Source organism: Qingshengfaniella alkalisoli (assembly GCF_007855645.1).
GTDB classification, from domain to species: domain Bacteria; phylum Pseudomonadota; class Alphaproteobacteria; order Rhodobacterales; family Rhodobacteraceae; genus Qingshengfaniella; species Qingshengfaniella alkalisoli.
In genome coordinates this window covers 225,675-250,181 of sequence record NZ_CP042263.1, presented here as the reverse complement: position 1 = coordinate 250,181, position 24,507 = coordinate 225,675, and the positions used below count along the sequence as shown (strand labels likewise).

Genomic DNA, 24,507 nt, shown 5'->3' with positions numbered 1-24,507 from the left:
ATGAAGTCGAAAGCGCTACAGGCCATTCGCTCAGCCGAGCGCCTGGAATTCGACGCGACGGTTTTCTTCGCTTTCAGGATTGGTGGTGTCGATGGGATATTCCTCGCCGACACCTACGGCTTCAAGGCGTTCGGGCTTCATGCCGCAATCACCGACAAGATGGCGTTTGACCTCTTCGGCACGCAGCAGCGACAGCGACTGGTTGTAGCTGTCAGCACCCTTGGAGTCGGTGTGTCCCACGATCTGGAACTTCGACACATCGGAATCTTTCATCACGGAACAAAGTGTCGCCAGCTTGGGCTTCTGATCCTCACGCAGCGCGGCGGAATCGAAATCGAAGCTGATCTGGATGTTCACCTGTTCTTCGGGAGCAAGCGCCGCATAGGTCGACACCGAAGGCTGGCTGCCTTCGCTTCCATCATTGGGGGTAATGGTCGTGACCGTCGTGGTCTGACCGTTGGAATCCTGTGCGGTGGTGGTGACGCTGGTTGTCTCGTCGGTCGGTGCAATGACCAAACCGCGTGTTTTCTGTGTTTCGAAGAGTTGGTTCAGCTCTTCTGCCGACAGCTCCGATGCCTCGTTTGTTTGGGCTTGGGGGGCGCCAGCCATGGCCAATCCGACAGCGAGCGTTGCGCTTAAAATGCGAAAACCATTGGTCATGACCTACCCTCGCTGACTTCAAAACACGGCGTTGCGCGAATACTAGGCGATGGGCGCGGTCAGAACAACGTCTTTAGTGTCGGTGCATCAGTAAAATCCCGAACACCTTTCCTTGAACGACGGCTTGTAAATGAAGGCACTGCAAGGTTTAATTCGTATGTCTTCGGTTACGTCTGGATGTTGGCATGCGCATTGTTCCCGCGATTATCATCGCTCTTGCGATTTTGCTGGCCTCGCTGATCGTGATCTTTCTGCCGACGCTCATGCCGCAAGAAGAAGCTGCCTTTGACGGTCCCGCCGTTGACAGCGGGGCGCGGATCGAGATCGAGATGCTCCGTGGTCGCGTGGATGCGCTGGAGGCGCGCATCGACACGTTGCAGGATGAGTTGCGCCAACAGGGGATGCGCTTGACCGTCGCACCACCCACGGTGACAGAACCGCGCGAAGGCATGTTCAACAATGACGGCCCGAACACGATCCTCGACAGCTATGCGCAGGTTGTGCTGATCGCGGCCCGAACGGATGTCAACGAGGGGCTGACCGTCGCGACGCCCAACTTTCTGGAAAACATGCTTGGTCGTCCACGTGAGGCGCTATCCGATGATTGCGAACCGATGACCAACCCGAACCTGAAGGCGAAGCTCGTGCTGGAACAGGTCGGCCCGATCCGCGTGAACATGCTGGAACCTGCCGTGGAGTCTCTGCGCCGCGTGTTCGAGAATGTCCGCGCGGCTGATTCCGATCTCTATGAACGGATCAACACCGCAGGGTCGTTGTGTGTCCGTCGCATTCGCGGCACGCAGGCCAGCCTGTCGACACACGCGTTTGGACTGGCGGTCGATCTGAATATAGATGGGCATCTCGACAACTTCACGGACGGCAAAACCCAGCTCGGGCTGACCCTCCTCGCGGATTTCTTCCACGAGGAGGGCTGGATCTGGGGCGCGGGCTTCCGGCGCGAAGACTCCATGCATTTCGAGGTCAGCCAGGAACAGCTGACCACGTGGCGCGAAGAAGGGCTGCTTTAGGTCTTCGCCCGTCTCGACAACTGCGCGTTCGGCGTCCAGTCGAAATTGCCCTGAAACGGGAAGGAGGGTGTCGCGCGCAACGTGTTGTCCAGTGCGACAATGTCCTGATTGATCGCCCCATCCGTCAACGCCATCAGCGGCGGATTGGCAAGCGGTGCCAGTTCCGGTGACAAGTATCCCGATTTCACTACGAGCAGCTTTGCCTCGGCAGGATCCACCCCGAATTTCCGGAAGTCGGCAAGATTGTGATAGGGGCGTCTGCGCTGCGACAGGATCACGAGGTTCCCGCCGACCTCGACCGCGACCTCAAGGTCTTTCGTGGACGACGATCCGATAACCTTGACCACCTTTGCCAAGACGCTGATCTTCGGACAATGACTGCCAAGACTGCCACCTATCTCAAGCTGCACCGACTTGCCTTCACCAACCTGTTCGGCAGCACGCGCTGCAGGGGCATCGGCAATGCCTGCGAATACAGCGCCGGTAAACTTGCGATCAAGAAATGCATGCAGCACATCGGTGCGGTCGCCCACGCCACCCCCGGTCGGGTTGTCGCCGCTATCGGCAAGAATCAGAGGCGATGTCGTCGCCGTTTGAACTTGGTCCAGACAGGCGTCGAGTTGTTTGGTGGGGACGTCGAACTGAAAATCCTTTCGCGCGTCCCAGTAGCTTTGCGCGATCTGCGCGGCCGAGCATTCGGCAGCCTTCTGGTCGGTTCCGGTGACCACGGCGCAGGCGGTAGCGCGTGGCGTATCGGCCCAGACGTAACCGACCATCAGATTGGCATCCCTGATGCCATCTCTTAGATCATGACCCGGAAGGGCTCGGTAAAGCGACAATGCAGGCTCAACTTCGGTGCTGGTGCGTTCGCCGGGCAGAAGGACCGGAACGGGACACCACGCCACGCAGTGACGGGTGTCGTTCAGCAGTTGATCGGCCAGCATGGATAGCGCGCGGTTGCAGGTCTCGACCGTATCGATATGCGGCGCGGTTCGGTAAGCCGCGAAGATGTCGATCGCGTTGACGATGTCTTGCGTGACGTTGCCGTGCAGGTCGTAGCTAACCGCAATCGGCACATCCGGCCCGACCAGATCACGCACCGCACCGATCCAGTCGCCTTCCGCGTCATGCATTCCATCTACATGCATCGCGCCGTGCATCGCCAGATAAACGCCATCTACGGGCAATGTAGCGTTCAACTCGTCCAGAAAGCGTGCCTTGAACGCGGCATAGGTCTGCGCGTTCACCGGACCGCCCGGAACGGACCGCGCGTGAAACAGGGGAACCATCTCAATCCCCTCGGGTACGTTCAGTTCCATTTCGGCAGCCATGCCTGCGCCGGATCTGATCGCGAAGTCATCTTCCGTCTGAAGCAGCGGGTTGTAGGTGGAGCATTCCGTGTGAATGCCCCCGAAGACTATGCGTTTCATATGTTCCTCAAAGTTGGGGCATCTGACGACAGATCGCGCAGAAGCGCATCCAGTCCTTGTTGTCGGGCTGCGTCCATCCGGCCTCGGCCACCGCGAAGATGCGCGGGAACACCATGTAGTTGAAATGCGCGGTAGAAATCAGGTGCTCGCCCCAGATACAGCTTTGCACACCTTTGACCTTGGCAGCTTCCTCCGGGGTCAGTCCTTCGATGGCTTCATAGGTGTAGCTGTGTTCAGGGGTAGCCACGCCTGCCCAACCTGCGCCGGGTTCATTCCATCCGCTGGCCTGCACCATGTCCATGTAATAGGCCTGACCGGGGCTGGCGATTACATCATAGCCCTGCCGGACCAGTTCGCGGATCACTTCGGGCTTTTGCCACGCGACCAGCAATGCGCCATCGGTATCGATGCCGCCGCCATAGCTGACCTCATCCCATCCGGCGAGGTTCTTGCCCAACCGGCGCAGTATTTCCTGACCGCGCCTCAAAAGATACGCCTGGAGACCCATCGTGCCCGCTTCGATGTTGCGATCTTTCATCATGTCCTGCGCTAACGGCGATTTCTGCCAGGAGGCCTTGTCGACCTCATCCGCGCCGACATGAATATGGCTGGCGGGGAACAATTCCGCGACCTCGGCGAAGACGGTTTCCAGAAACTCGAAGGTTTCCGGCATCGCAGGGTTCAGCGCGTTGTTGGGATAGCCCTGAACGGAACGATAATTGTCTTCCGGTTCGTTCGGGTCACGAAGGTGCGGATAGGCGGCAAGAACGGCGGTGCAGTGACCGGGGATATCAATCTCGGGGATGATGTCGATATGCAGCGATTGGGCATGGGCAACCACTTCGCGGATCTGGTCCTGAGTGTAATGGCCTTCGTAGTGCCGTTCGATATGACCCAACTGCCCGATCATTTCGCAATCCGGCCCTCGACGCGCGCCAGCCTGCGTCAGTTCGGGCAGCGCTTTGATCTCGATCCGCCAGCCCTCGTCATCTGTCAGGTGCCATTGGAAAATATTCATCCGGCTCCATGCCAGAATGTCGAGGAACCGCTTGACCTGGTCCGTGTCCCAGAAATGGCGTGATACGTCCAGATGCGACCCCCGCCAGCCGTAGCGCGGCGCATCCTCGATTTGACCGTTCGCGGGCAGTTCGAAGGTATCTGGGTCCAGACTGGCCGCATGATGCATCTGTGCCAGAACGGTGAGCGCGTAGGACAGGCCGGACGCATCGCCATAGCCCAGCGTGACACGCTCCGCGTCGAATTGCAGGCTATAGCCGGATTTCGGGAAGTTACCGGATTTGAATATAACCTCGATGCCGTTTTCGCCATCCAGCCGGAAGGGTGTTTGAGCGATCGGGAACAGTCGCTTCGCCAGCGCCGAGGTGGCGGCCATGGCCTGCCTTTGAGCGTCGGTGGCGTCGCTTGCAGGGACATAGGGGCGCGCGGTTTGAAATTTGCTGACCGAGACCATGTTCGGCCATGGCTGGATCGCTAGCGGCAGCAGGGCTTTACCTTCAGGGACATGGCGAAGCTCACCCGTATCCGCGCCGCCCACCAGCGCCAGATCGCCAACCTCGCAGGGGATAACGGCGCCTTCTGTATTCGTCAGATAGGCGGATTTCGGGCCGTCCAGACGATGCTTGGGCAGATGGGTCAATCCTTCGATAGCAAAACTCCAGGCCTCGCCGGGCGCGAGGGTCAGTGCCTCTGGCGCCGCGTATTCATGGAAGTTCGCGAAACGGCGCAGAAAGGTTGCGTTCTCGATCTTTGCACCGTCTCTGATCCGCGTCAGAGCGGCATAGGCGAATTTGAAACCGGTCAGTGTTTCGCTGCCCAGATTGTAGAGCTTGAATTCAAATCGGGCCTTCTCCGGTGTGTCGCTGGCGATGAAGCGCGTGTCCAGGCGCAGATCGGTCATGTGTCGTTCCCTGTGAAGTCGTTGGTTTGCGTGAAAGTTGCGGGCAGGGGTGGTGATCCTGCGGTCAGGCCGCAATCGACCGGAAGGCATACGCCGGTGATCGCGCCTGCGGATGGGCTGGCCAGAAAGGCAACGGCGGCCGCGACATCGGTAGGATCAGCCACGCGGCGCAGCGGATACCAGCGTGCGGCGTCCTCGAACACCTGCGGATTCTTCGCCTGACGGTCTTCCCAAGCCTGTGTCCGAACGGTCCCCGGCGCAACCGCATTGGCGCGTAGCCCGTAGCGCCCGTATTCGACGGCGAGCATTCGGGTGAAATGGATCAGCCCGGACTTTGCCGCGCTGTAGCCGGGATGCCCGAATGTCGCCATGCCGTTGACCGAGGCGATATTGATCACGCAACCGGCTTGTTTAAGATCGCCCTCGAACTGCTTGAACATATTGATGGCGGCTTCAAGGTTCAGCGCGATATCGGCGTGGAGCGCTTCTGCCGTCAGTTCATGCAGGCTCAGCGCCTGCGCCGCGCCAGCATTGTTCACCAGCAGGCCGACCGTGCCAATGTCAGCAATTTCAGTCGCCAGTCGCGCGCGGTCACCTGCATCGGTCAGATCGCACTGATGTATGCTGGCCTGTCCGCCCTGCGCGTGCAGAGCGGCTGCCGTGCGTTGTGCTGCGGGACGGTCGATGTCGACTGCGGCGATGTGGTGCGTGCTTGCCAGCGCGGCAGCAATGGCCCGCCCGATGTCCCCCCCTGCGCCGGTTACGATTGCCACGGATTTTTCAGTCACCCAGTGCCTCCTTGTCGTCGGTGTCGCGTCCCAGCGCGAGATTTAGCTTCACACGGCGCAGGCATTCACGCGCATGCGTGTCGCGCAGATGTGCCACTGTCGTTGCCAGCAGGTCGGTCACCAGAAGGAACGCGTAGCGGCTGGCCGTGGGGCGCAGGATGTCACCATGTTCCGGATGATCGATGGCGATCAGCAGGTCTGCGGCTTCCGCGACAGGCCGGTCAGGGCGGGTCAGGGCGATGCGGAAAGCTCCGTATTCCCCGGTCGCGTGCAGTGCCTTGACCAACTCCTGATTGCGCCCCGAAAGCGATGCGGCCACGACGACATCTCCCTGCGCAAGGGTTGCCGCCTGCATGATCTGCATCTGGTGGTCGGTGCTGGAGTTCGCCGCCAGACCCAAGCGGAACAGCCGGTTTTGTATCTCTGCCGCGATCATCGACGATGCCCCGCCGGAGCCGAAGCACGCCACGAGCCGCGCCGACGCGATGCGTTCCGCCGCCGTCTGAATGGCCTTTGGCGAAAGCTCGTCTCGCGTTTCCGAGAGCGCTTGTTGTGCGGCGTGATGGACCTGTTCGGCGATGCTGATCACGTCTGGTGCGGTCATGTTTGCATCAGCGTGCGACACATACCGCTGCCCCACGAACATGGCCTGCGCCAGTTGCACCTTCAGCGCGGTGAAACTGTCACAGCCCAGATGCCGGGCAAACCGCGTAACCGTCGCCGGTGAAACCCCCGCCCGCGCAGCCAATTCGGTGATCGACGCATTCACCGCGAAAGCGGCGTCACTGGTGATTACCTCGTCAAGCTGCCGCTCGCCTTTCGACAGCGAGCCGCGCAATGTCTGCAATCGGGCGAGGAGGTCGGCCAATGTGCTACTTCTTCTTGTAAGCGATGCAGTCGACTTCGACCTTGCAATCCACCATCAGCGAGGACTGCACGCAGGCCCGCGCGGGGGGGTGCTCGCCGAAATAGGATTTGTAGACGCCGTTGAAGGACCAGAAATCGCGTGGATCGTCCAACCAGACGCCGACACGAACGACGTCTTCAACGCCGTATCCGGCCTCGTCCAGAATGGCGATCAGGTTTTCGATGGCGACCGTGGTTTGCTCGACGATCCCTGTGCCGGCGATCTCGCCATCCTTCATGGCAACCTGTCCCGACACATGCAGCCAGCCATCCGCCTCGACCGCGCGGGCAAAGGGAAGGTTTTGGCCGCCCGCACCGGATTTTTCTGCGCCATAGCGTTTGATAGTCATGTCTGTCGCTCCTTCATGTGAAAACAATTTTCGGAATGTTTGACATACACGGTAGATATGTCCAAGAATTGCGTCAATCGTAACCTTGAACGAAAATGAGTTTCATAATGTCGCAAGCCACCGGACTTTCTTCGCGCAACCCGTTTCCGGAAGGCGACCCGGATCGCGCCGCCATTTGGGAGATGCTCGTCGCCCGTGACATCACGGCCTTCGTCAATGCGGACTGGACGCTTGTGAAGGATGATTTTGTCGAGAATGAGTTCTACGGCATCGATGGTCGCCGCACCGCGAACCCCGATCACTGGACGATGGGCTTCCCCGATCTCGCGACATATCGCGATGAATGGCTGCGGCAGGCGCAGGCGTCGCAGGCCACCGAATTCGCCGAGGATCTGACCGAAGCCATTTTCCGCAACACAGTCCTGCGCGACATTGAAATCAGCGGTGATCGTGCGATCGCACACAAGAAGTTCGACGGAACCATCGCGTTGAAAGATGGTGGCTTTGACCGGATGCTGTGGCAGACGGTTTATCACTGCAAGCGCGTGGACGGTCGTTGGAAGATCAGCGGATTCGTCGGCTATCTTCCCAACCCGATGGGTTGATCCCATGCGCATCTTTACCGCCGCGCTGGCGACAGAAACCAACACATTTTCGCCCATCCGCATTGATCTGCGGGCTTTCGCCGCGTCGCTGCTTGCACGGCCGGGCGAACATCCCGAGACGCCCACACTATGCACGGCGGTGATTCCGGTCGGTCGCGCCCATTGCAGGGCGAAGGGGTGGGAGTTGATCGAAGGCACCAGCGCTTGGGCCGACCCGGCGGGTCTGGTTGCAAAATGGACCTATGAATTGCTGCGCGACGAAATTCTTGACCAGCTTCAGGGCGCCATGCCCGTCGACGGTGTGGTCATCGGTCTGCACGGCGCGATGGTGGCGGAAGGCTATGTCGATCCCGAAGGCGATCTTCTCAGCCGTATCCGCGCGGTGATTGGTGCTGATACACCCCTGATCGCGACGCTTGATCCCCATTCCCACCTGACCCAAAGGCGTGCTGAGGCTGCGGATGCGTTGATTTACTTCAAGGAGTTTCCCCACACCGATTTCGTTGACCGTGCCGAAGACGCATGGGCTCTGCTCGGTGACATGTTGCAAGGCAAGGTGCGTCCCGTCATGTCCATTCATGACTGCGTCATGATCGACGTATTCCCCACCTCTAACCAGCCGATGCGGAGCTTCGTGGATCGCATGTTTGCTCTGGAACGGGACCGTGCCGAAGTGCTGTCCATTTCCACGGTTCACGGTTTCATGGCGGGCGACGTGCCGGAGATGGGGACCAAGCTTCTGGTCGTCACGAACGACGATGCTGCGGCGGGTCAGGCGCTGGCCGATGAGCTGGGGCAGGAGTTGTTCGCCATGCGCGGTCAGTCGCGCAGCACCGAGTTGACCCCGGCCGAGGCGCTGGACAAGGCGGCTGCGCTCAAGGGGCCAGTAGTGATTGCCGATATGTGGGACAATCCGGGGGGCGGCACGGCAGGCGACGCGACGGTGATTTTGCAAGACGCCATGGACCGGAACTTGACCAACATCGCGTTCGGGTCGATCTGGGACCCGGTGGCCGTGCAGATCTGTCATGCGGCGGGCGAGGGGGCGGTGCTGGACCTGCGTCTGGGTGCCAAATCCGCGCCGGGAACCGGCAATCCGATCGATGCGCGGGTCGAGGTCGTCCGTAACCTGAAATCTGCGCAACAGAAATTCGGGGCGAGTGACGTACCCATCGGTGACGCGACGCTGATCCGGTTGGACGGGATCGAGGTGATCCTCAATTCCACCCGTGCACAGTGCTTTGACCCGTCGCTGTTCACCATCTTCGGGATTGATCCGGCGATGCGTGATATCCTCGTGGTGAAATCCACCAATCATTTCCACGCGGCCTTTGCGCCCATCGCGACGGAGATCTTGTATTGCAGCGCGGGCACGCCCTATCCCAATGATCCGCGGTGCACGCCCTATCGCTTGGCACGCCGCGATATCTGGCCCATTCAAGAGACAGCCTAACAGGGGACCACAATGAAAATCGGACAGAAGATAGACACCCTGCTGACACCCATTCCCGTGGTCGACGAAGACGTGATGGCCACCAACATCGCGCGGGTTCAGGCCTATTTCGACGAGATGGACCGCGATTTCCGACCGCATATCAAGACGCACAAGTTGCCCTCTGTCGCCAAGCTCCAGATCGCGGCGGGCGCCAGGGGAATCAATTGCCAGAAGGTAAGCGAGGCGGAGGTCTTTGCCGAAGAAGGCTTCGATGACATCCTGATCACCTTCAACATCATGGGCAGCGAGCGCCTTGAGCGTCTTCGCGCATTGAATGACACGATCAAGCTGCGCGTTGTCGCAGACAACGAAGTGGTCGTGGACGGGTTGTCGGCGGCATTTACGGGGCACGAACCGCTCGACGTTCTGGTCGAATGTGACACGGGGGCCAAGCGCAACGGTGTCCAGACACCCGATGAGGCCGTAGCGCTTGCCATGCATATCCATGAAAGCGGCGGGCTGAATTTCATGGGGCTGATGACCTACCCGCCGAAATCGGGCGGGGAGCCCGTGGCCGAGAGGTTCTTTACCGAAACCATGGCCAAGCTTGCCGAGAAGGGCATTGATTGCCCGATCCGGACCTTCGGCGGTTCGCCGTCGCTGTTCAATGCTCACCTGGTGCCGTCGGCCACCGAGCACCGCGCGGGCACCTATGTGTATAACGACCGGTCGATGGTGCGCGAGGGGCACTGTACCTTTGACGACTGCGCCATGAACATCCTGACGACGGTTGTGTCGCGACCGACGGCGGATCGTGCAGTGATCGATGCGGGGTCCAAGACACTGACACAGGATCTGATCGGCTTTACGGACTTCGGTTATATCCGCGGATATCCCGACGCGCGGATCGTATCGTTGAGCGAAGAGCATGGCGTGATCGACCTCAGCGCATGTGAAGACAAACCCGAAATCGGTGAGTTGCTTCGTGTCATTCCGAACCATACTTGCGTGGTGACAAACCTGTTCGACCGCATGGTCTTTCACCGTGACGGGATGGTAACGCGTATCGAAGACGTCGCCGCGCGCGGCACGGTCTGGTAGGAAGTTCTGCCCGCCGCGATGTGTCGGCGGGCAGTCCGGCGATCAGGAGGCCGCTGTTAGAAGCGACGGGTCGATTTCCGTCAACGGGATATGCCGTTCGAACGCGACGCCGCTTTCATCGAACAGATGGCAGTCACCAGCGTTCAGACCGATATCGATGGCCTGGCCCGCTTTTGCAGGTGCGCTACCTTCCAGAAGGGCCGTAAAGGTTCCTTCACTTTCATCGATCTGCGTATAGACAACCGTGTGGATGCCCAGACGTTCGATCACTGACGGAACTGCCTGCAAGCGCGCGTCGCCTTCGCCGAATTTTACATGCTCCGGTCGGATGCCCAGGGTCAGTGCCTGACCTTCGATCCCGGCCCTGGCATCGACCGGCACTGTCATCTGCGCGCCGTTCGGCAGTTCGACAGTCACGCCCGCATCGCTACTGGCGGTGCATTTCACCTTGATGAAATTCATCTTCGGATTGCCGATGAAGCCTGCGACAAAGATGTTGGACGGCTTGTGGTAAAGTTCCAGCGGCGTGCCGACCTGCGCGATCTGGCCACCATCCAACACGACGATGCGATCGGCCATGGTCATGGCCTCGACTTGGTCGTGGGTGACGTAGATCATTGTCGCATCAAGCGCCGAGTGCAGCTTGGAAAGTTCTACCCGCATCTCGGCACGAAGCGCCGCGTCAAGGTTCGACAGCGGCTCGTCGAACAGGAACACGGACGGCTCCCGCACGATGGCACGGCCAATGGCCACACGCTGGCGCTGCCCACCCGAGAGCTGCCCGGGCTTGTGTTTCAGCCGCTCGTCGAGATGAAGAATCTTCGATGCACGGTGGACTTTTTCTTCCACCGTCTTGTTGTCCATCTTTTCCACGCGCAGCGGGAAGGCGATGTTTTCATAGACGTTCATATGCGGATAGAGCGCATAGGACTGGAATACCATCGAGATCCCACGCTTCACCGGGGGCAGGTCGTTGACCCGCGAACCGTCGATACGCACCTCGCCGTCCGTGATTTCTTCCAGCCCCGCAATCATGCGCAGGAGGGTGGATTTGCCGCAGCCCGATGGGCCGACGAAGACGACGAATTCTCCGTGCGCCACATCCAGCGACACGCCCTTGATCACTTCGACCGTGCCGAAGGATTTGCGGACGCCAGCGAGTTCAAGTTGCCCCATCTTTCATTTCCTTTCGGGCGCGCCCCCCGAGGGACGGGAGGCGCGCTGCTGTATCTTACTTGTAGTCTTCGAGCATCTCAGCGGCGTATTCGATGGCTTCGGCAGCATCGACTTCGCCCAGAACAACGCCCTGAACCGCTTCGTTGATCGCGTCCTGCATGCCGACATAGTCGGTTACGAACGGCTCCGGACCACCTGTCGGGATCGCGGCGAGGAAGGGTTCCCAGCTTGGATCTTCAGCAACCAGTTCAGCAACCTGCGGCAGATCGGGACGCAGTGGGGTGAAGCCTTCGCCGATCTCGAATTCCACCTGGTTGTCAGGGTTGGTCAGCAGTTTCACCAGATCGCGGGCCTGATCTTCCATGCCGGAGCCCTTGAACACGGTCAGCGAGTCGGTGATCAGCAGCGTGCCGGGGCCACCCATCGGACCGACCGGAATGGGCGCGATGCCGTAATTCACCTGGTCGCCCACGTCGCTACGAACCCACGGACCGCTGATCAGCATGCCGATCTGGCCTTCGGAAAAGAGCGGCGTCAGCTTGGCGCGGTCATAGGCCACCGGGCCGGGCTGGGATACTTCGGCCAGCTTGCCATAGAATTCCAGCGCCTGGACGTTGTTTTCCGAGTTGAAGACGATCTCGCCATTCTCGTCGATAACGGCGCCGCCATTCGTGTACACGTAGTTCAGGAACTGGTGCATCGTGTTGTCGAAGGACGCGGCGGCCAGACCGAAGCCGTCGGCTTCCGTGTTGTCCTTGATGGCCTTGGCGGCCTCATACATCTCGTCCCAGGTGGTGGGCGGGGCTTCCGGGTCCAGACCGGCGGCTTCAAACAGATCTTTGTTGTAGAACAGCGCCTTGGTCGAGAACGCGCGCGGCACGCCCCACACCTTGCCGTCCCAGGTCACGGTGCCGAGGATCGGCGCGGCATAGGTGGCCTTTTCCTCATCCGTCAGTTCCATCGGAACGATCAGGTCGTTCTTGGCCAGCTGCTTCAGCGTGCGCGAGCCCATATAGGCGATGGCAGGCGGGTTGCCCGCGGCAGCAAGCGTCGTGGATTTTTCCTGGCACTGGCCCCACGGAACGAATTCCACGGTGACGTCAAAACCTTCGTTTTCCGATTCCCACTGCTCGATCAGTGCGGCCTGCTTCGGGATGCCTGCGCCGGTGTCGTCGCCGCAGACGATCATGTGCAGATCTTCGGCTGATGCGGCGCCTGCGGCCGCACTCAGCGCGATGGCGCTAGCGCCAAGGGTTGCAGTCAGTCTCATTCTTAGCTCCCTGTTTGGATTGGTTGGAGACATTCGGCCTTACTCCTTCACCGCGCCTGCCGTCAGACCGGCAACGATGTATTTCTGGAGGAAGACATAGACGATCAGCACCGGCAGGATGCCGACCAGGCTTGCGGCCATGAGCTCGTTCCAGACGACGTCCTGACGCCCGAAGAACTGGAACAGCCCGACCGGAAGGGGGTTGAGCGCGTTGGTCGAGTTGAAGGTCAACGCGAACAGGAATTGCTGGGCATAGGCGGTGATGAAGGTGGCGATGGCCACGACCATGATGCCCGGAAGCGCAACGGGGATGATCACCCGGATCAGCGTGTAGATGCGCCCGGCACCGTCCACCAGCGCGGCTTCCTCCAATTCGCGGGGAATACGCATCAGATAGGACCGCAGCAGCCAGATCCCGGTGGGGATCACGAAAGCTGTGCCCGGCGCGATCATCGCGAAATAGGTGTTCAGAAGGCCAAGCTGCTGCATCACCTTGTAAAGCGGAATGATCAGAACGGCGCCCGACACCATGTTCACTGCAAGGAATGCCGCCAGCAGCGTGTCCCGGCCTTTGAATTCGAACCGGGCGAAGGCATAGGCGGCAGGAATGATTGCCAAAAGGGCAAGCGCAGTCACAGCTGCCGCAATCCCGAAAGAGTTCAGCATGTAGCGCCAGAGCAGCGGCACCGACTTCCACATGGTGAAATAGGCGTCAAAACTCATCTCATCGGTGATGAAGCGATATGGGATCGAGAACAGCGCATCCAGCGGGCGCATCGAGACGACGAAGGCTTCGACGAACGGGGCCAGCACGAATGTCAGGAACATCGCGATGCCCGTGTAGATCAGCACATATTCCCACCAGCGGTACTTGTTGATCATAGGTCTTGCTCCCGCTTGGCGAGTTTGGAGATCATCAGGAAATAGAAGGCCGAGAACAGCGACAGGAAGATCACGATCATCACGGCGCGCGCCGCACCTTCACCGTATTTGAAGCGACTGATCGCGGTCTTGTAGGTGTCGATGATCATCGTCGTCGTCGCGTTGCGCGGACCGCCTTCGGTCAGGATCCAGATGATGTCGAAGGAATTGAACGTCCAGATAGCCGATAGCAGCGACATGGTGGCAATCGCGGGCATGATCAGGGGCAGCGTGATGCGGCGGAACCGGTAGAGGCGTGATGCCCCGTCCGTCCAAGCCGCTTCGTGCAGGTCGGGCGATATGCCCTGCATCGCCGCCAGCAGGTAGACGGTGACCAACGGCGTTCCGATCCATACATCCGTAACCACGGTGGACAGGAAGGCGGAGTTCTTCGTGGCAAGAAACTCGAACGGGCCGGACAACAGGCCGATGCGTTGGCCCAGTCCCGAGATCATCCCGAACTGGCCGTTATACATCCAGCCCCAGATGAACACGCCCACGGCGATCGGCACGACCCAGGGCGGCATGACCAGCACGCGAAAGAGTGTCCGGCCCGGCACTGCTGCATTCAGCAAGACCGCCCCGAGCGTGCCCAGAACCATCTTGATCCCCACCGACAGCACCATCCAGTAGAACGTCCGTGCGATCACCTCGGGGAAGCGGCGCGAGAACATGGTCTGGTAGTTCTCAAATCCCACATAACTCTCGACGGGGCTCATGGATGAGTTGGTGAAGGACAGCCGGATCGTTTCTGCCAGCGGCCAGGCCACGATGATCAGTGTCACCATACTGGCCGGGATCAGCAGCAGATAGGGGAACCAGTCCGTCTTCTTGGATGCGGTCGCCATATCAATCGCCCTTCCTAAGGCCGAAGCTGTCGAACTTCGCCCATGTATCTGTCATGTCTATGACTTTGCGTTCGAGCCGTGCCTCATCCATCTTGATCGCGGTCAACCCCGCTTCAAGCGCGTCGAGCACTGTCACCTTGAGCGGAACACCGTCTTCGATGAACGCCGCAATATCGCGCGCCATCATGTCATCCGCGCCGTAATGATTGGCACGGCCGGTCGAGGACACCGCCGCGCTGTCTTGCAGGGTGCGCGTCGTGAAGGCGTCCGTGACCTTGAACGTGTTGCGGATGAAATCGCCCTCCGCCATGCCGCGCGTGCCGATAATTGCAAAGCGACGGAATTCATCGGGCACGTTCATGTTGCAATGAAATGCCATGACGGAGCCGTCTTCATATTCTACATTGGCGATTTGATAGTCGATGATGTCGCCGTCGCTTTCAAAGTCCGAATTGCCCCCGCCCCAGCGCGGGCGGAACGGGTTGACGCGGGTGACTTCCCCGCCCAGCACCTCTGCGCTGATCGCATCGAAATCGGGCGCGGTTTCGGGACGGTTCTCGGGGACAAAGCTTTTGCGCCCTCCGAAGCTGGAGATGTATTTGGGTCGTTGCCCGACGACGCCCTGATACAGGTCAATGTCGTGGCAGCATTTTTCCAGCATGAAGCCGCCCGAGAATTTCGAGTATCGTCGCCAGTCATGCATGAAGAAGCTGCCATGATACGCGCCGATATGTTCGGCCGCCTCGATGGACACGATCTTGCCCAACTGTCCTTTGGCCTGCACATCTTTCAACGCGACGTAGAGCGGCGAATAGCGCAGGACGAGTCCGATCATCACGCGGCGATGCCCGCCATTGTCGCGCATCAGTTCGAGCAATTCCCAGGTCTGGTCTTCGTCGATGACCACGGGCTTCTCGGTGAAGATATAGGGCACATCGGATTTCAGCGCGTCGCGCAGATGGTCGATATGCAAATGGTTGGGCGAGCCGATCATCAGCATGTCCAGCTTTTCGGCCTTCAGCATCTGATCCAACCGGTCATACGATGTCAGCCGGTCGCCGCTTTGCTGTTCAAGGTAGTCCAGCCCGGCGGGCGTCGGGTCGCAATAGGCGACGAACTGGTAATCCGGCTTGGATTTCTTGAACAGGGCGGCGACATGCGAGATCCGCGCGCCAAGCCCGACTATTCCGACTTTCACTGAACACTCTCCTGCAGGTTTTGCATCTTCTTTTTCATGGCAGTTACCCGCGCGGGATCGACCGCGCGGTGACCGCTTTCTGGTACGAAGCCGAGTTCCACCAACTTGCCGACCGCTCCCGCCATCGCGGAACAGGACGCATGGATCTCAGCGGCGCGGGTCCGGCGCATGATCTGCTCGACATTTGCAGGATTGATCCCGCTGCCCGGCATGATCGTGATCCGTCCGGCCGCCTTGGTGATCAACTCGGCAATAAGGGGGGTTCCGTCTGTTGCCGCGGCTGTTTGGCCGGATGTCAGGATGCGCTTGAATCCAAGGGCAATTGCGCGCTCGAGCGCGGTCTCGGGGTCGCGAACCAGATCGAAGGCGCGATGCAGTGTCACGGGCAAGGGGGCGGCGTGATCTAGCAACTTGGCCAGAACTGTTTCATCGAGATCGCCATTGGCGGTCAATGCGCCTGTAACGATGCCGTCCAGCCCCGCATCCTTGGCCGCTTCGATGTCGTCGCGCATGATCTGTACATCGTTTGGTCCGTAGGTGAAACTTCCATCGCGCGGGCGGATCATCGCAAAGACAGGGATGCCGATGCCGGCCGTCTTGCGCATCAGTCCGATCGACGGCGTCAATCCCCCAACGCCAAGGGCCGAACATAGCTCCAGCCGGTCGGCGCCTGCATCACGCGCGGCCAGGGCGTCGTCATAAGTGTCCACACAGACCTCAAGAAGACTCATGTCGCGGACTCCTTGTGATGCAGATGTTGTGCCGCGACGATCCCCGCGCCGACCAGACCGCCATTCGCGGAGAGATGGCCAGGAACCACGACCGGAGACGCGAAATCCGCCAGAACCATTTCGCGGAGCTGCCTGTCGATCATCTCGATCAGCGTTGGTTCGGAGGACAGCCCGCCGCCTACCGGGATGATGTGCGGCCCAAGCGTGTTGACGATGACGGAAAGGCTTTGTGCAAGGTATCGGGTATAGACGTCGATGGTGCGGGTGGCTTGGGCGTCACCGGCTTTCCACCTACGTGTAATCTCTAGGCTGGTGAGGGCGTCGTTGTTGAGTTGGAGGTGCAGCTTTTCCATCCCGCGTGCGGAGCACACCGCATCGATACAGCCGTTTTGTCCGCATCCGCAGGCCAGGGGTTCGGTATCTGGCAACAGCCCGCCGAGCGTTGCATCGAGAACCGGCCCATGCCCCCACTCGCCGCTGATCCCGCCAAATCCGCGCAACAATTCCCCGTTGATGACGACGCCACCACCCACGCCGGAGCCGATGATGGCACCAAATACGATAGGTTGGTTCTTCGCCGCACCCAGATGCGCCTCCGCCAGGGCAAAGCAATCGGCGTCATTGGTCACCAGAACCTTGCAGCCCATTGCTCGGGCCAGATCGCCCTGGACATCACGCCCGTTCAGGCAGGGGATGTTGGCGACATCCGCGCTTCCGCCATCGGGCGGGAAAGCCCCCGCAAGCGACAGTGAAGCGATCTGCGCATCGGTCTCATCACATGCGTTGCGCAAGGCGGCGACAAGGGCCTTCCAACTCGCAGTCGGTGTCGACACGCGGCCCTGTTCGACAACATCGCCATCAGCACACGGCACGCCGTAGCGGATATACGACCCACCGATATCGAAGCAGCAAATGGACCCTAGATCTTCGGCCACGGCATTCCCCTGTTCAGTAATACCAAACAGTAACCAAAATAGGACCGGAGTAAACAGATTTCTTGAAATTCCTTAACTGGCTGTTGCGCTGTATAAAATCCTGGCCCTTGCGACCACGAAGACAGGAATCCTCCGCTCCTCGGTGGTATTTCAGTGGTATCTAACCGGGTGACTCAGCCTCTAGCTCAGACAAGGCCGCGCGAAGGATGCCCCTATGCCGGTCGAGCAGTAACCGACGTTCAGTGGATCCGGTTACCCCCAAGCAATACAACACCGCCTCTTTCACTGAACTGTCTGTCATGGTCAGCGCGGCGACCGCCGCATCGACTTCCACATCCGCGATTCGCATGACGATCCCCGCCGCGCGCTGTCGTAGCTTGGCGTTGTCCGCGCGCAGGTTGATCATCATGCCGTCGTGGATATGCCCCAGTTTGATGCCCAGCAGCGTCGAGAACATGTTCATCGCCGCTTTCTGTGCTGTGCCGGTACCCATACGGGTCGACCCCGCGACAATTTCGGGCGGCGTTTCCAACAGGATCGAGATGTCGGCGAACTCGAAGATCGGGGCGCTGACATTATTGGCGACCGCGATGGTCGCGCTACCCATTTCCGATGCAGAAGCAAGTAGTTGTGTTGTAAACGCGGTGGTGCCGCTTGCCGTGATGCCGAGTACGCAATCGGCAGGGGCAAGGTGCAGATCGGACAACATGTCTTCGTCCAGAAAATCCTCTGTATCGCCAGGCATTTCGTCCTGCGGGATGCCACCGGCCATCAGGGGAACAATGCGGTGCGGGGGCAATCCGAAGGTGCCGGGCAGTTCCAGCGCGTCCGAAATTGCGGCCAGTCCAGACGATCCTGCGCCAGCATAGATGAGCCGCCCGCCCCGGTTCCATCGATCGGCGGCAAGATCGGCGGCGGCAGCGATCTGACCATGTGCTGCCCGCACGGACGCAAGCGCTTGCTCCTGCGCAGCTTGCAGCCGGTCGAGGGCCGCAACCGGATCGACTATGTCGATACCAGCAGAGGCGGGGTTGAGTTGCTCTGTGACCCTGTCTGTCATATGCGTTCGTTCCGTTCGATTTCTGAGACCATAGCAAGACCAGTTGTACAGGTGACAGCGATTTGTTCGACATTCTTGGGCAAAGGGCTTGACGCCGCCACGTGAATGAAAGGTATTGTAAAGGTAGCAAACCATTTCCGGCTGCGGAAGACGGCGCAACAGGGTTAATCGCGAATGACTGAAATTACCTCCTTTCTAGCGCCCGAGGCATGGCTTCTGCCCAATGGCGGGCCGCGCTATCTGCAACTTCGCAAGCGGATTGAGCAAGGAATTTCTGAGGGGTTGCTTGTCCCGGAAAGCCCTTTGCCGGCAGAGCGGGAAATCGCGGCGAAGACCAATCTGTCGCGCGTCACGGTCCGCAAAGCCTTCCGGGAACTGGCCGAGAAGGGGCTGATTGTTCAGCGCCAAGGGTCGGGGTCGTTTGTGGCGGGCACACAGAAGCCGCGGATGGAGCAATCGCTGTCTGCATTGACCTCCTTCACCGAGGACATGCGCCAACGCGGGCTTACGGTCGAATCCGAATGGATTGAGCGGGGTGTGTTTTCGCCTTCGCCGGAAGAAACGTTGTCTCTGGGCTTGTCGCTTGACGAGCGCGTGTCGCGTATCAGTCGATTGCGCCGTGCGGATGGGCGGCCACTGGCAATTGAACGAGCCAGCCTGCCGGTCGAATTGCTGCCGGATCCGTTTGCCGTAGAAACTTCGCTATATGCGGAACTGGACGGGCGTGGGATTCGCCCGGTTCGCGCGATTCAGAAGATTTCAGCAATCAATCTGAATGCTGCGGATGCCGGCTTGCTTGGTGTTGCCGAACGCGATGCGGGACTGCGGATCGAGCGGACGTCCTACCTGGAATCGGGGCGGGTGGTGGAATTCACCCGCTCCGTCTATCGCGGCGATACTTACGATTTCGTGGCGCAGCTTCGGTTGAGCGACGGTTAACCCGCTTCCAGAAGCGGCAGGACGTCGACAGGCTGGCCGGTTTCTGCGCTGCGCGTCGCCGCAACGCCCGTCAATACCGACATTGCGCCCGCCCGTGCGCCCGCCCGCTGGTTCATCGGATCGTCGGCCTCCGGCACGAACAGGTTCTTGTGAAGCAGCGGATCGCCCCCGAAATGTCCGCCGGGACCATGCGAGACTTTGATCCGCTCGACGGAACGGTCGGTTCCAAGGATCAGGATTTCATCTTCTCCGACGGGCGCGTCAAAGGCCTGCTTTTCGTACATCCGCACCTCGATGCGACCCTTGGTCCCGTTGAAGGCCAGATGATATCCCTCGATCGGCATGAACGCGTTCAAGGAATAGGACACTTCCACCCCGTTCTCATATAGCAGTTCGGCGGTCATCGTATCGTAGATGTCGATGTCTTCGCGGAACACGCAGGCATCACGGACATAGCCATCCTCGGCGGAAGGCGCTTCATACAAGGCGTGCAGCCACGGGTCTTTGGATATGTCGAGATGAAATTCGCAGCGATCCGCGTGCGGGCACCCTTTGCAACGGGTTCCACGGAACTCACCTGCGCGCCCGTAGCGCCGTAAGCTGCCTTGCGCAAAAACGCGGACAGGGTCGCTGTCGATGAACCAGTTGAGCAAATCGAAATGATGCGTCGACTTGTGGACGAAAAGGCTGCCGGAATTTTTCTTGTACGCATGCCAGCGTCGGAAGTAATCCGCCCCGTGGCGCGTATCCAGATACCAATGGAAATCGACGGAACTTACCTTGCCGATCCGACCCTCGGCCAGCAACTCGCGGATTTTGCGCGATGTGGGTGCGAAGCGATAGTTGAATGCGACATCCACGTGACGTCCGGTGCGCCTTTCGGCGTCGAGTATTCGCCGGCAGGCCTCGGCGGTCGTGGCCATGGGCTTCTCGGTGACGACATCGATTCCTGATTCCAGCGCCTTCACGATGATGTCGGCGTGGGTATCGTCGCGTGTACAGACCACCAAGGTATGGGGCTTCGCGCGGTCCAGCATTTCGTCCAGGTCGGTTGATGCCACTGCATCGGCCGCACCCAAGCGGTCGCGCGTGACGGCAAGGCGGGCGGAGTTCGTGTCACATAACCCGACGAGTTCGACGTCATCTGCACAGGTTGCGGGTGCGTCGCGCCCCCAGGTACCAGCGCCGCGGTGGCCCGTACCGACGATGGCGAGCTTTCTCTTGTTAGTCTGCATGGAGCTTTCCGTTGCTAACTGGATAACAGCTCGGTTACTATTTCCAGATGGAGCAATGCTGTCAACCAAATCATATGATGACTTGGTGCAGTGATTGGAGGGTGGCGTGCAAGACAAGGACGATGTTACGCTCGATCTGGGTGCAACGCCGACCCATAAGAGGGCGGCGCAAAAGCGGCGCGCCGTGCTGAACGCCGCTCGAGAGGAATTTGTCGAGCATGGGTTCGACGGCGCCAGGATTGATCGCATTGCGGATCGGTCGGGCAGCAACAAGCGGATGCTCTATCACTACGTTGGCAATAAGGAGGAGCTGTACAAACAGGTTCTCCTGGAGGCGTATCATGACATTCGTCAACGAGAGAAAACGCTTGATCTGAAGCGCCTGCCACCCGTTGCGGCCATGGAAAAGCTGGTGGGGTTCACCTTTGATCATTTCCGCAGCAACCCCTGGTTTATTCGGTTGCTGTCCAACGAAAACATGCATCGGGCGGAGTTCATCCGGCAGCTCAAGGACATCCCGCAATTGCATTCGCCAATCATCGACCAGATCGGTGCGGTGCTTGCCGAAGGGGAGGACGCCGGTGTTTTCCGAAAGGGGGTCGACCCTGTTCAACTCTATATCAGCATAGCGGGGTTGAGCTATTTCTACTTTTCGAACATCTACACCTTGTCGGTAATATTTGACATACAACTGGAATCCCCTAACAGTATGATTCAGAGGAGATCACATGCGATTTCGGTGATCTTGGGATATCTGACCTCTGGTGTTTAGGCGCCGCAAAGTAACCAATGGGTTACTTTGCACGACAGGGGCAGCAAGAACAGACGGCGCAAAGCCGCATTCCAGACATACGCTGTGGGAGGACACGATGAGCGTAAGACTGAATCGCCGTCAGTTTGGCGGTATGGTGGGTGGTGCAGCAGCCGCATCCACATTGGCGTCGGTCGGAGCGTTTGCGCAGGCAGGCGATTCCGTTCGATTGATCTGGTGGGGGAATCCGGATCGTGATCGTCGCACCAATGAAGTCATAGACTTGTATATGCAAAAGACCGGCGCGGAAGTGGTGCCGGAAACCTATGGCTGGGGCGACTACTGGCAGAAACTGGCGACGCAAGCGGCGGGCCGCAACCTGCCGGATCTTATACAGATGGATTACAGGTTCATCTTCGAGTATGCACGCCGCGGTCAGTTGGCTGCCCTCGACCCATTCATCGGTGCGCAACTGGAACTCGATGATTTTGATGAAAACCAGCTGGCATCGGGTCGTGTTGATGGAAGCCTCTACGGGGTGTCGCTCGGCGCGAACTCGATGACCCATGTCTACAAGAAAACCATTCTTGAAAATCTGGGCGTCGCATTGCCCGACCCGACAAGCTGGACGAATGACGACTTTGTCGCGATGGGCAACGAGTTGAAAGGCAAACTGCCGGAAGGAATGTATTTCAGCCAGAATATGGGCTCTCTGGAACCGCGGCTGGAAGTGTGGGTGCGCCAGCGTGGCAAGGCGCTCTATACCGATGATGGCCAGCTTGGCTACGATTTGCAGGATCTGCAGGACTTCTTCGCCTTCTGGAAAGACCTTCAGGACCAGGGGCTGACTCCGCCTGCGGATGTGCAGGCGCAGGATGCCAGTCAGAAGATGGAAGAGTCGATGTTCGTTACCGGACGTTCCCTGTTCGGCTTCATCCACTCGAACCAGCTGGTGGCGAACCAGAACCTTGTCGAAGAAGAAATCGACATCACGATGATCCCGAACCAAGACGGCGGCGAGCCTGGACAGTATCTCAAACCGTCGATGCTCATGTCGATGGCCGAGAGCGCATCCAACAAGGAAGCCGCTGCCGAGTTGATGAACTTCTTCGTCACCGATCCAGAAGCCAACGATATCCTGCAAATTGAACGGGGTGTGTCTGGTGATGCCTCCATTCGAGAGCGATTGATCGAGAACCTGACAGACACCGAGACGAAGATCATCGACTACCTCAACGTCGTGGCAACCCATGTCGGAGCGCTGCCGCCGCCGCCGCCGAAGAATGCAGGCGAACTGGACCGCGCCCTTCGCCCGGCCTGGGATGCCATCGCGTTCGAGCAGATCAGTGTCGAGGATGGCGCGAAGGACTACTACGATAACGCCGTGGAAATTCTGGAACGGGCCTGACGTGGTGACGAATGTTGAAATGACAGATGGGCGGCAGAAGATGCCGTCCACACTTGCCGCACGTCTGGCCAAGGAATGGCGGCAAAGCGGGCCGGGATACATGTTCCTGCTGCCTTGGCTGGTCGGTTTCTTCGGCCTCACTTTAGGGCCGACTTTGGCCTCATTGTACTTGTCCTTTACGGACTACGACCTGCTGACTTCTCCATCCTGGGCCGGTCTCGACAATTATGAATACGCGTTTACGCGCGATCGTCGCCTTGGAAACGCACTTGAAGTCACGTTCACCTATGTGCTGTTTTCGGTCCCACTGAAACTTGCGGTGGCCTTGCTGCTTGCAATGGTCCTGGACCGCAGTGTTCGCGGCGTCGCGTTCTACCGCGCGACATATTACCTGCCTTCCCTGCTCGGTGCGTCTGTGGCCATCGCTGTCCTGTGGCGCCAAATCTTCGGTGCGGAAGGGCTGTTCAATCAGCTTTTATTGGTTCTCTTCGGCTGGCAGGGGCCAGCCTGGGTGACCCATCCCGACTATGCGCTGTCAACGCTGGTCGTGCTCGCCATCTGGCAGTTCGGCTCGCCCATGATCATCTTTCTGGCCGGGTTGCGACAGATCCCGCAAGATCTGTATGAAGCCGCGTCGATGGACGGGGCCAGCGGCTGGCGGCAATTCTGGCGGATTACCTTGCCGCTTCTTGCCCCCGTGATCTTCTTCAATCTCGTGCTGCAGACCATCGAAGGTTTCAAGGCGTTCACCCAGGCCTTCATCGTCTCTGGCGGTACGGGAGGACCAATAGATTCCACCCTGTTCTATTCGCTGTACCTGTATGAAGAGGCCTTCGCCAACTTCCGTATGGGATATGCGTCTGCGCTGGCGTGGCTGTTGCTGGTGATCATCGCGATCTTCACGGCCATTGCCTTCTGGTCGTCGAAATACTGGGTCTATTACGAGGACGAGGCACGCTGATGAACGAGTCCGCCCCGAAGAAAATCCGCCGCGAACTGCTTCGGCATATTCTGCTGTTCTCGGCTGCCGTGGTGATGCTCTATCCGCTGTTATGGATGATAGCGTCGTCGCTCAAACCCGACGAGCTGATCTTCTCTGATCCGATGGCGCTTCCCAAGTCCTTCGACCTGTCGAACTACGTCGAAGGCTGGACGGCGCTGCGCGTGTCTTTCACGACCTTTTACAAGAACAGCTTCATCATCGCGATCTTTGCGGTGATCGGGAACCTTATGGCCTGCTCGATCACCGCCTATGCTTTTGCGCGGTTGGAATTCCGGTTCAAGCGCATCTGGTTCGCTTTGATGCTGGGCACCTTGATGCTGCCATACCATGTCACGCTCGTTCCCCAGTATGTGCTGTTTCTGAAGATCGGCTGGGTCAACAGCTTCCTGCCGCTGATCATCCCGAAATTTCTGGCGGTGGACGCGTTCTTCGTATTCCTGATGGTGCAGTTCTTCCGTGGAATCCCGCGTGAGATCGATGAAGCCGCTATCATGGATGGCTGTGGGCCGTGGCGGATCTATTGGAAGATCATGCTGCCGCTTTCCACGCCCGTGATGGCGACGGCGGCAATATTTTCCTTCATCTGGACCTATGACGACTTCCTCGGTCCGCTGATCTATCTCAACGACATGCGCAGCTACACGGTGCCGCTGGCATTGCGGGCGTTCATCGACAGTTCCGGTGGTGAATCCCTTTATGGCGAATTGTTCGCCATGTCTGCGCTGTCGCTGTTGCCGGTCTTTATTGTCTTCCTCGCCTTCCAGCGCCTGATCATCCGGGGCGTTGCACTAGGCGCACTAAAACGCTGAGG

At 59.3% G+C, this 24,507-nt stretch carries 24 protein-coding genes; 9 read left to right on the top strand and 15 right to left on the bottom strand.

Annotated elements, in window-relative coordinates; genetic code table 11:
• Positions 1-30: 30 nt before the first annotated feature.
• Positions 31-660 (bottom strand): OmpA family protein, encoded by a 630-nt coding sequence (locus FPZ52_RS14525; protein WP_146366328.1) that lies wholly within the window; start codon positions 658-660, stop codon positions 31-33.
• 185 nt (positions 661-845) lie between these two features.
• Between FPZ52_RS14525 and FPZ52_RS14520 the strand changes: the two genes are divergently transcribed.
• Positions 846-1,688: a M15 family metallopeptidase gene (locus FPZ52_RS14520; protein ID WP_146366327.1), complete on the top strand. Its 843-nt coding sequence runs from the start codon at positions 846-848 to the stop codon at positions 1,686-1,688.
• Here the strand turns inward: FPZ52_RS14520 and FPZ52_RS14515 are convergent.
• From FPZ52_RS14515 to FPZ52_RS14495, 5 genes are read right to left on the bottom strand one after another with little or no spacing between them, the layout of a single operon-like run.
• Positions 1,685-3,118, bottom strand: coding sequence for a M81 family metallopeptidase (locus FPZ52_RS14515; RefSeq protein ID WP_146366326.1), 1,434 nt, complete (start codon positions 3,116-3,118; stop codon positions 1,685-1,687). The two genes, FPZ52_RS14520 and FPZ52_RS14515, sit on opposite strands and share 4 nt — an antisense overlap.
• A gap of 7 nt (positions 3,119-3,125) precedes the next feature.
• Positions 3,126-5,036, bottom strand: coding sequence for a beta-N-acetylhexosaminidase (locus FPZ52_RS14510; RefSeq protein WP_146366325.1), 1,911 nt, complete (start codon positions 5,034-5,036; stop codon positions 3,126-3,128).
• Positions 5,033-5,824: an SDR family oxidoreductase gene (locus tag FPZ52_RS14505; RefSeq protein WP_240804474.1), complete on the bottom strand. Its 792-nt coding sequence runs from the start codon at positions 5,822-5,824 to the stop codon at positions 5,033-5,035. The genes FPZ52_RS14510 and FPZ52_RS14505 overlap by 4 nt, the downstream gene beginning before the upstream one ends.
• Complete coding sequence (locus FPZ52_RS14500; protein WP_146366324.1) at positions 5,817-6,692, bottom strand: MurR/RpiR family transcriptional regulator; 876 nt, start codon at positions 6,690-6,692, stop codon at positions 5,817-5,819. The genes FPZ52_RS14505 and FPZ52_RS14500 overlap by 8 nt, the downstream gene beginning before the upstream one ends.
• 4 nt (positions 6,693-6,696) lie before the next feature.
• Entirely contained in the window at positions 6,697-7,080 is a 384-nt protein-coding gene (locus tag FPZ52_RS14495; protein ID WP_146366323.1) for a RidA family protein, read from the bottom strand.
• A 107-nt stretch (positions 7,081-7,187) separates the two neighbouring features.
• On the opposite strand from FPZ52_RS14495, the gene FPZ52_RS14490 reads away from it, so the two are divergent.
• Genes FPZ52_RS14490 through FPZ52_RS14480 form a run of 3 tightly spaced genes read left to right on the top strand, consistent with a single transcriptional unit; the run spans position 7,188 to position 10,221 of the window.
• Positions 7,188-7,685: a hypothetical protein gene (locus FPZ52_RS14490; RefSeq protein ID WP_146366322.1), complete on the top strand. Its 498-nt coding sequence runs from the start codon at positions 7,188-7,190 to the stop codon at positions 7,683-7,685.
• A 4-nt stretch (positions 7,686-7,689) separates the two neighbouring features.
• Positions 7,690-9,138 carry a M81 family metallopeptidase gene (locus FPZ52_RS14485; RefSeq protein WP_146366321.1) on the top strand — a complete coding sequence of 483 codons (1,449 nt, stop codon included), beginning with the start codon at positions 7,690-7,692 and terminating at the stop codon, positions 9,136-9,138.
• Positions 9,139-9,150: 12 nt separating this feature from the next.
• Positions 9,151-10,221, top strand: coding sequence for a D-TA family PLP-dependent enzyme (locus FPZ52_RS14480; RefSeq protein WP_146366320.1), 1,071 nt, complete (start codon positions 9,151-9,153; stop codon positions 10,219-10,221).
• Between the two features lie 42 nt (positions 10,222-10,263).
• Here FPZ52_RS14480 and FPZ52_RS14475 read toward each other — a convergent pair whose 3' ends face one another.
• The 8 genes from FPZ52_RS14475 to FPZ52_RS14440 all read right to left on the bottom strand — a co-directional run bounded on the left by FPZ52_RS14475 (position 10,264) and on the right by FPZ52_RS14440 (position 18,360).
• Positions 10,264-11,397, bottom strand: a complete 1,134-nt coding sequence (locus tag FPZ52_RS14475) for an ABC transporter ATP-binding protein (protein ID WP_146366319.1) — start codon at positions 11,395-11,397, stop codon at positions 10,264-10,266.
• 55 nt (positions 11,398-11,452) lie between these two features.
• A complete protein-coding gene (locus FPZ52_RS14470) occupies positions 11,453-12,667 on the bottom strand; it encodes an ABC transporter substrate-binding protein (RefSeq protein ID WP_146366318.1) in 1,215 nt (404 codons plus the stop codon).
• 39 nt (positions 12,668-12,706) lie between these two features.
• Positions 12,707-13,549, bottom strand: coding sequence for a carbohydrate ABC transporter permease (locus FPZ52_RS14465; RefSeq protein ID WP_146366317.1), 843 nt, complete (start codon positions 13,547-13,549; stop codon positions 12,707-12,709).
• A complete protein-coding gene (locus tag FPZ52_RS14460) occupies positions 13,546-14,436 on the bottom strand; it encodes a carbohydrate ABC transporter permease (RefSeq protein WP_146366316.1) in 891 nt (296 codons plus the stop codon). Before FPZ52_RS14460 ends, FPZ52_RS14465 begins: the two co-directional genes overlap by 4 nt.
• Before the next feature lies 1 nt (position 14,437).
• Positions 14,438-15,634, bottom strand: coding sequence for a Gfo/Idh/MocA family protein (locus FPZ52_RS14455; RefSeq protein ID WP_146366315.1), 1,197 nt, complete (start codon positions 15,632-15,634; stop codon positions 14,438-14,440).
• The gene (locus tag FPZ52_RS14450; protein WP_146366314.1) at positions 15,631-16,365 is read right to left on the bottom strand and encodes a copper homeostasis protein CutC; all 735 of its coding nucleotides are present in this window, start codon (positions 16,363-16,365) and stop codon (positions 15,631-15,633) included. Before FPZ52_RS14450 ends, FPZ52_RS14455 begins: the two co-directional genes overlap by 4 nt.
• Complete coding sequence (locus FPZ52_RS14445; RefSeq protein WP_240804473.1) at positions 16,362-17,300, bottom strand: ROK family protein; 939 nt, start codon at positions 17,298-17,300, stop codon at positions 16,362-16,364. Before FPZ52_RS14445 ends, FPZ52_RS14450 begins: the two co-directional genes overlap by 4 nt.
• A gap of 160 nt (positions 17,301-17,460) precedes the next feature.
• Positions 17,461-18,360, bottom strand: coding sequence for an N-acetylmuramic acid 6-phosphate etherase (locus FPZ52_RS14440; RefSeq protein ID WP_146366313.1), 900 nt, complete (start codon positions 18,358-18,360; stop codon positions 17,461-17,463).
• A gap of 174 nt (positions 18,361-18,534) precedes the next feature.
• Here FPZ52_RS14440 and FPZ52_RS14435 point away from each other — a divergent pair, with 174 nt between their 5' ends.
• A complete protein-coding gene (locus FPZ52_RS14435; RefSeq protein ID WP_146366312.1) occupies positions 18,535-19,299 on the top strand; it encodes a GntR family transcriptional regulator in 765 nt (254 codons plus the stop codon).
• Here the strand turns inward: FPZ52_RS14435 and FPZ52_RS14430 are convergent.
• Entirely contained in the window at positions 19,296-20,534 is a 1,239-nt protein-coding gene (locus tag FPZ52_RS14430; RefSeq protein WP_146366311.1) for a Gfo/Idh/MocA family protein, read from the bottom strand. The two genes, FPZ52_RS14435 and FPZ52_RS14430, sit on opposite strands and share 4 nt — an antisense overlap.
• Before the next feature lie 106 nt (positions 20,535-20,640).
• Between FPZ52_RS14430 and FPZ52_RS14425 the strand changes: the two genes are divergently transcribed.
• The 4 genes from FPZ52_RS14425 to FPZ52_RS14410 all read left to right on the top strand — a co-directional run bounded on the left by FPZ52_RS14425 (position 20,641) and on the right by FPZ52_RS14410 (position 24,505).
• Positions 20,641-21,306, top strand: a complete 666-nt coding sequence (locus tag FPZ52_RS14425) for a TetR/AcrR family transcriptional regulator (protein ID WP_168201373.1) — start codon at positions 20,641-20,643, stop codon at positions 21,304-21,306.
• 97 nt (positions 21,307-21,403) lie between these two features.
• The gene (locus tag FPZ52_RS14420; protein WP_146366309.1) at positions 21,404-22,693 is read left to right on the top strand and encodes an ABC transporter substrate-binding protein; all 1,290 of its coding nucleotides are present in this window, start codon (positions 21,404-21,406) and stop codon (positions 22,691-22,693) included.
• Positions 22,694-22,733: 40 nt separating this feature from the next.
• Positions 22,734-23,654, top strand: coding sequence for a carbohydrate ABC transporter permease (locus tag FPZ52_RS14415; protein WP_240804472.1), 921 nt, complete (start codon positions 22,734-22,736; stop codon positions 23,652-23,654).
• Entirely contained in the window at positions 23,654-24,505 is an 852-nt protein-coding gene (locus FPZ52_RS14410) for a carbohydrate ABC transporter permease (protein ID WP_146366308.1), read from the top strand. Before FPZ52_RS14415 ends, FPZ52_RS14410 begins: the two co-directional genes overlap by 1 nt.
• Positions 24,506-24,507: the final 2 nt, after the last annotated feature.

Excerpts from the sequence above, each read along its gene's own strand:
- FPZ52_RS14415 (WP_240804472.1), top strand. The coding sequence starts at position 22,734 with ATGCCGTCCACACTTGCCGCACGTCTGGCCAAGGAATGGCGGCAAAGC.
- FPZ52_RS14515 (WP_146366326.1), bottom strand. The coding sequence starts at position 3,118 with ATGAAACGCATAGTCTTCGGGGGCATTCACACGGAATGCTCCACCTAC.
- FPZ52_RS14430 (WP_146366311.1), bottom strand. The coding sequence starts at position 20,534 with ATGCAGACTAACAAGAGAAAGCTCGCCATCGTCGGTACGGGCCACCGC.
- FPZ52_RS14470 (WP_146366318.1), bottom strand. The coding sequence starts at position 12,667 with ATGAGACTGACTGCAACCCTTGGCGCTAGCGCCATCGCGCTGAGTGCG.
- FPZ52_RS14440 (WP_146366313.1), bottom strand. The coding sequence starts at position 18,360 with ATGACAGACAGGGTCACAGAGCAACTCAACCCCGCCTCTGCTGGTATC.
- FPZ52_RS14485 (WP_146366321.1), top strand. The coding sequence starts at position 7,690 with ATGCGCATCTTTACCGCCGCGCTGGCGACAGAAACCAACACATTTTCG.
- FPZ52_RS14480 (WP_146366320.1), top strand. The coding sequence starts at position 9,151 with ATGAAAATCGGACAGAAGATAGACACCCTGCTGACACCCATTCCCGTG.
- FPZ52_RS14475 (WP_146366319.1), bottom strand. The coding sequence starts at position 11,397 with ATGGGGCAACTTGAACTCGCTGGCGTCCGCAAATCCTTCGGCACGGTC.
- FPZ52_RS14510 (WP_146366325.1), bottom strand. The coding sequence starts at position 5,036 with ATGACCGATCTGCGCCTGGACACGCGCTTCATCGCCAGCGACACACCG.
- FPZ52_RS14465 (WP_146366317.1), bottom strand. The coding sequence starts at position 13,549 with ATGATCAACAAGTACCGCTGGTGGGAATATGTGCTGATCTACACGGGC.
- FPZ52_RS14410 (WP_146366308.1), top strand. The coding sequence starts at position 23,654 with ATGAACGAGTCCGCCCCGAAGAAAATCCGCCGCGAACTGCTTCGGCAT.
- FPZ52_RS14495 (WP_146366323.1), bottom strand. The coding sequence starts at position 7,080 with ATGACTATCAAACGCTATGGCGCAGAAAAATCCGGTGCGGGCGGCCAA.
- FPZ52_RS14525 (WP_146366328.1), bottom strand. The coding sequence starts at position 660 with ATGACCAATGGTTTTCGCATTTTAAGCGCAACGCTCGCTGTCGGATTG.
- FPZ52_RS14450 (WP_146366314.1), bottom strand. The coding sequence starts at position 16,365 with ATGAGTCTTCTTGAGGTCTGTGTGGACACTTATGACGACGCCCTGGCC.
- FPZ52_RS14520 (WP_146366327.1), top strand. The coding sequence starts at position 846 with ATGCGCATTGTTCCCGCGATTATCATCGCTCTTGCGATTTTGCTGGCC.
- FPZ52_RS14490 (WP_146366322.1), top strand. The coding sequence starts at position 7,188 with ATGTCGCAAGCCACCGGACTTTCTTCGCGCAACCCGTTTCCGGAAGGC.
- FPZ52_RS14460 (WP_146366316.1), bottom strand. The coding sequence starts at position 14,436 with ATGGCGACCGCATCCAAGAAGACGGACTGGTTCCCCTATCTGCTGCTG.
- FPZ52_RS14420 (WP_146366309.1), top strand. The coding sequence starts at position 21,404 with ATGAGCGTAAGACTGAATCGCCGTCAGTTTGGCGGTATGGTGGGTGGT.
- FPZ52_RS14435 (WP_146366312.1), top strand. The coding sequence starts at position 18,535 with ATGACTGAAATTACCTCCTTTCTAGCGCCCGAGGCATGGCTTCTGCCC.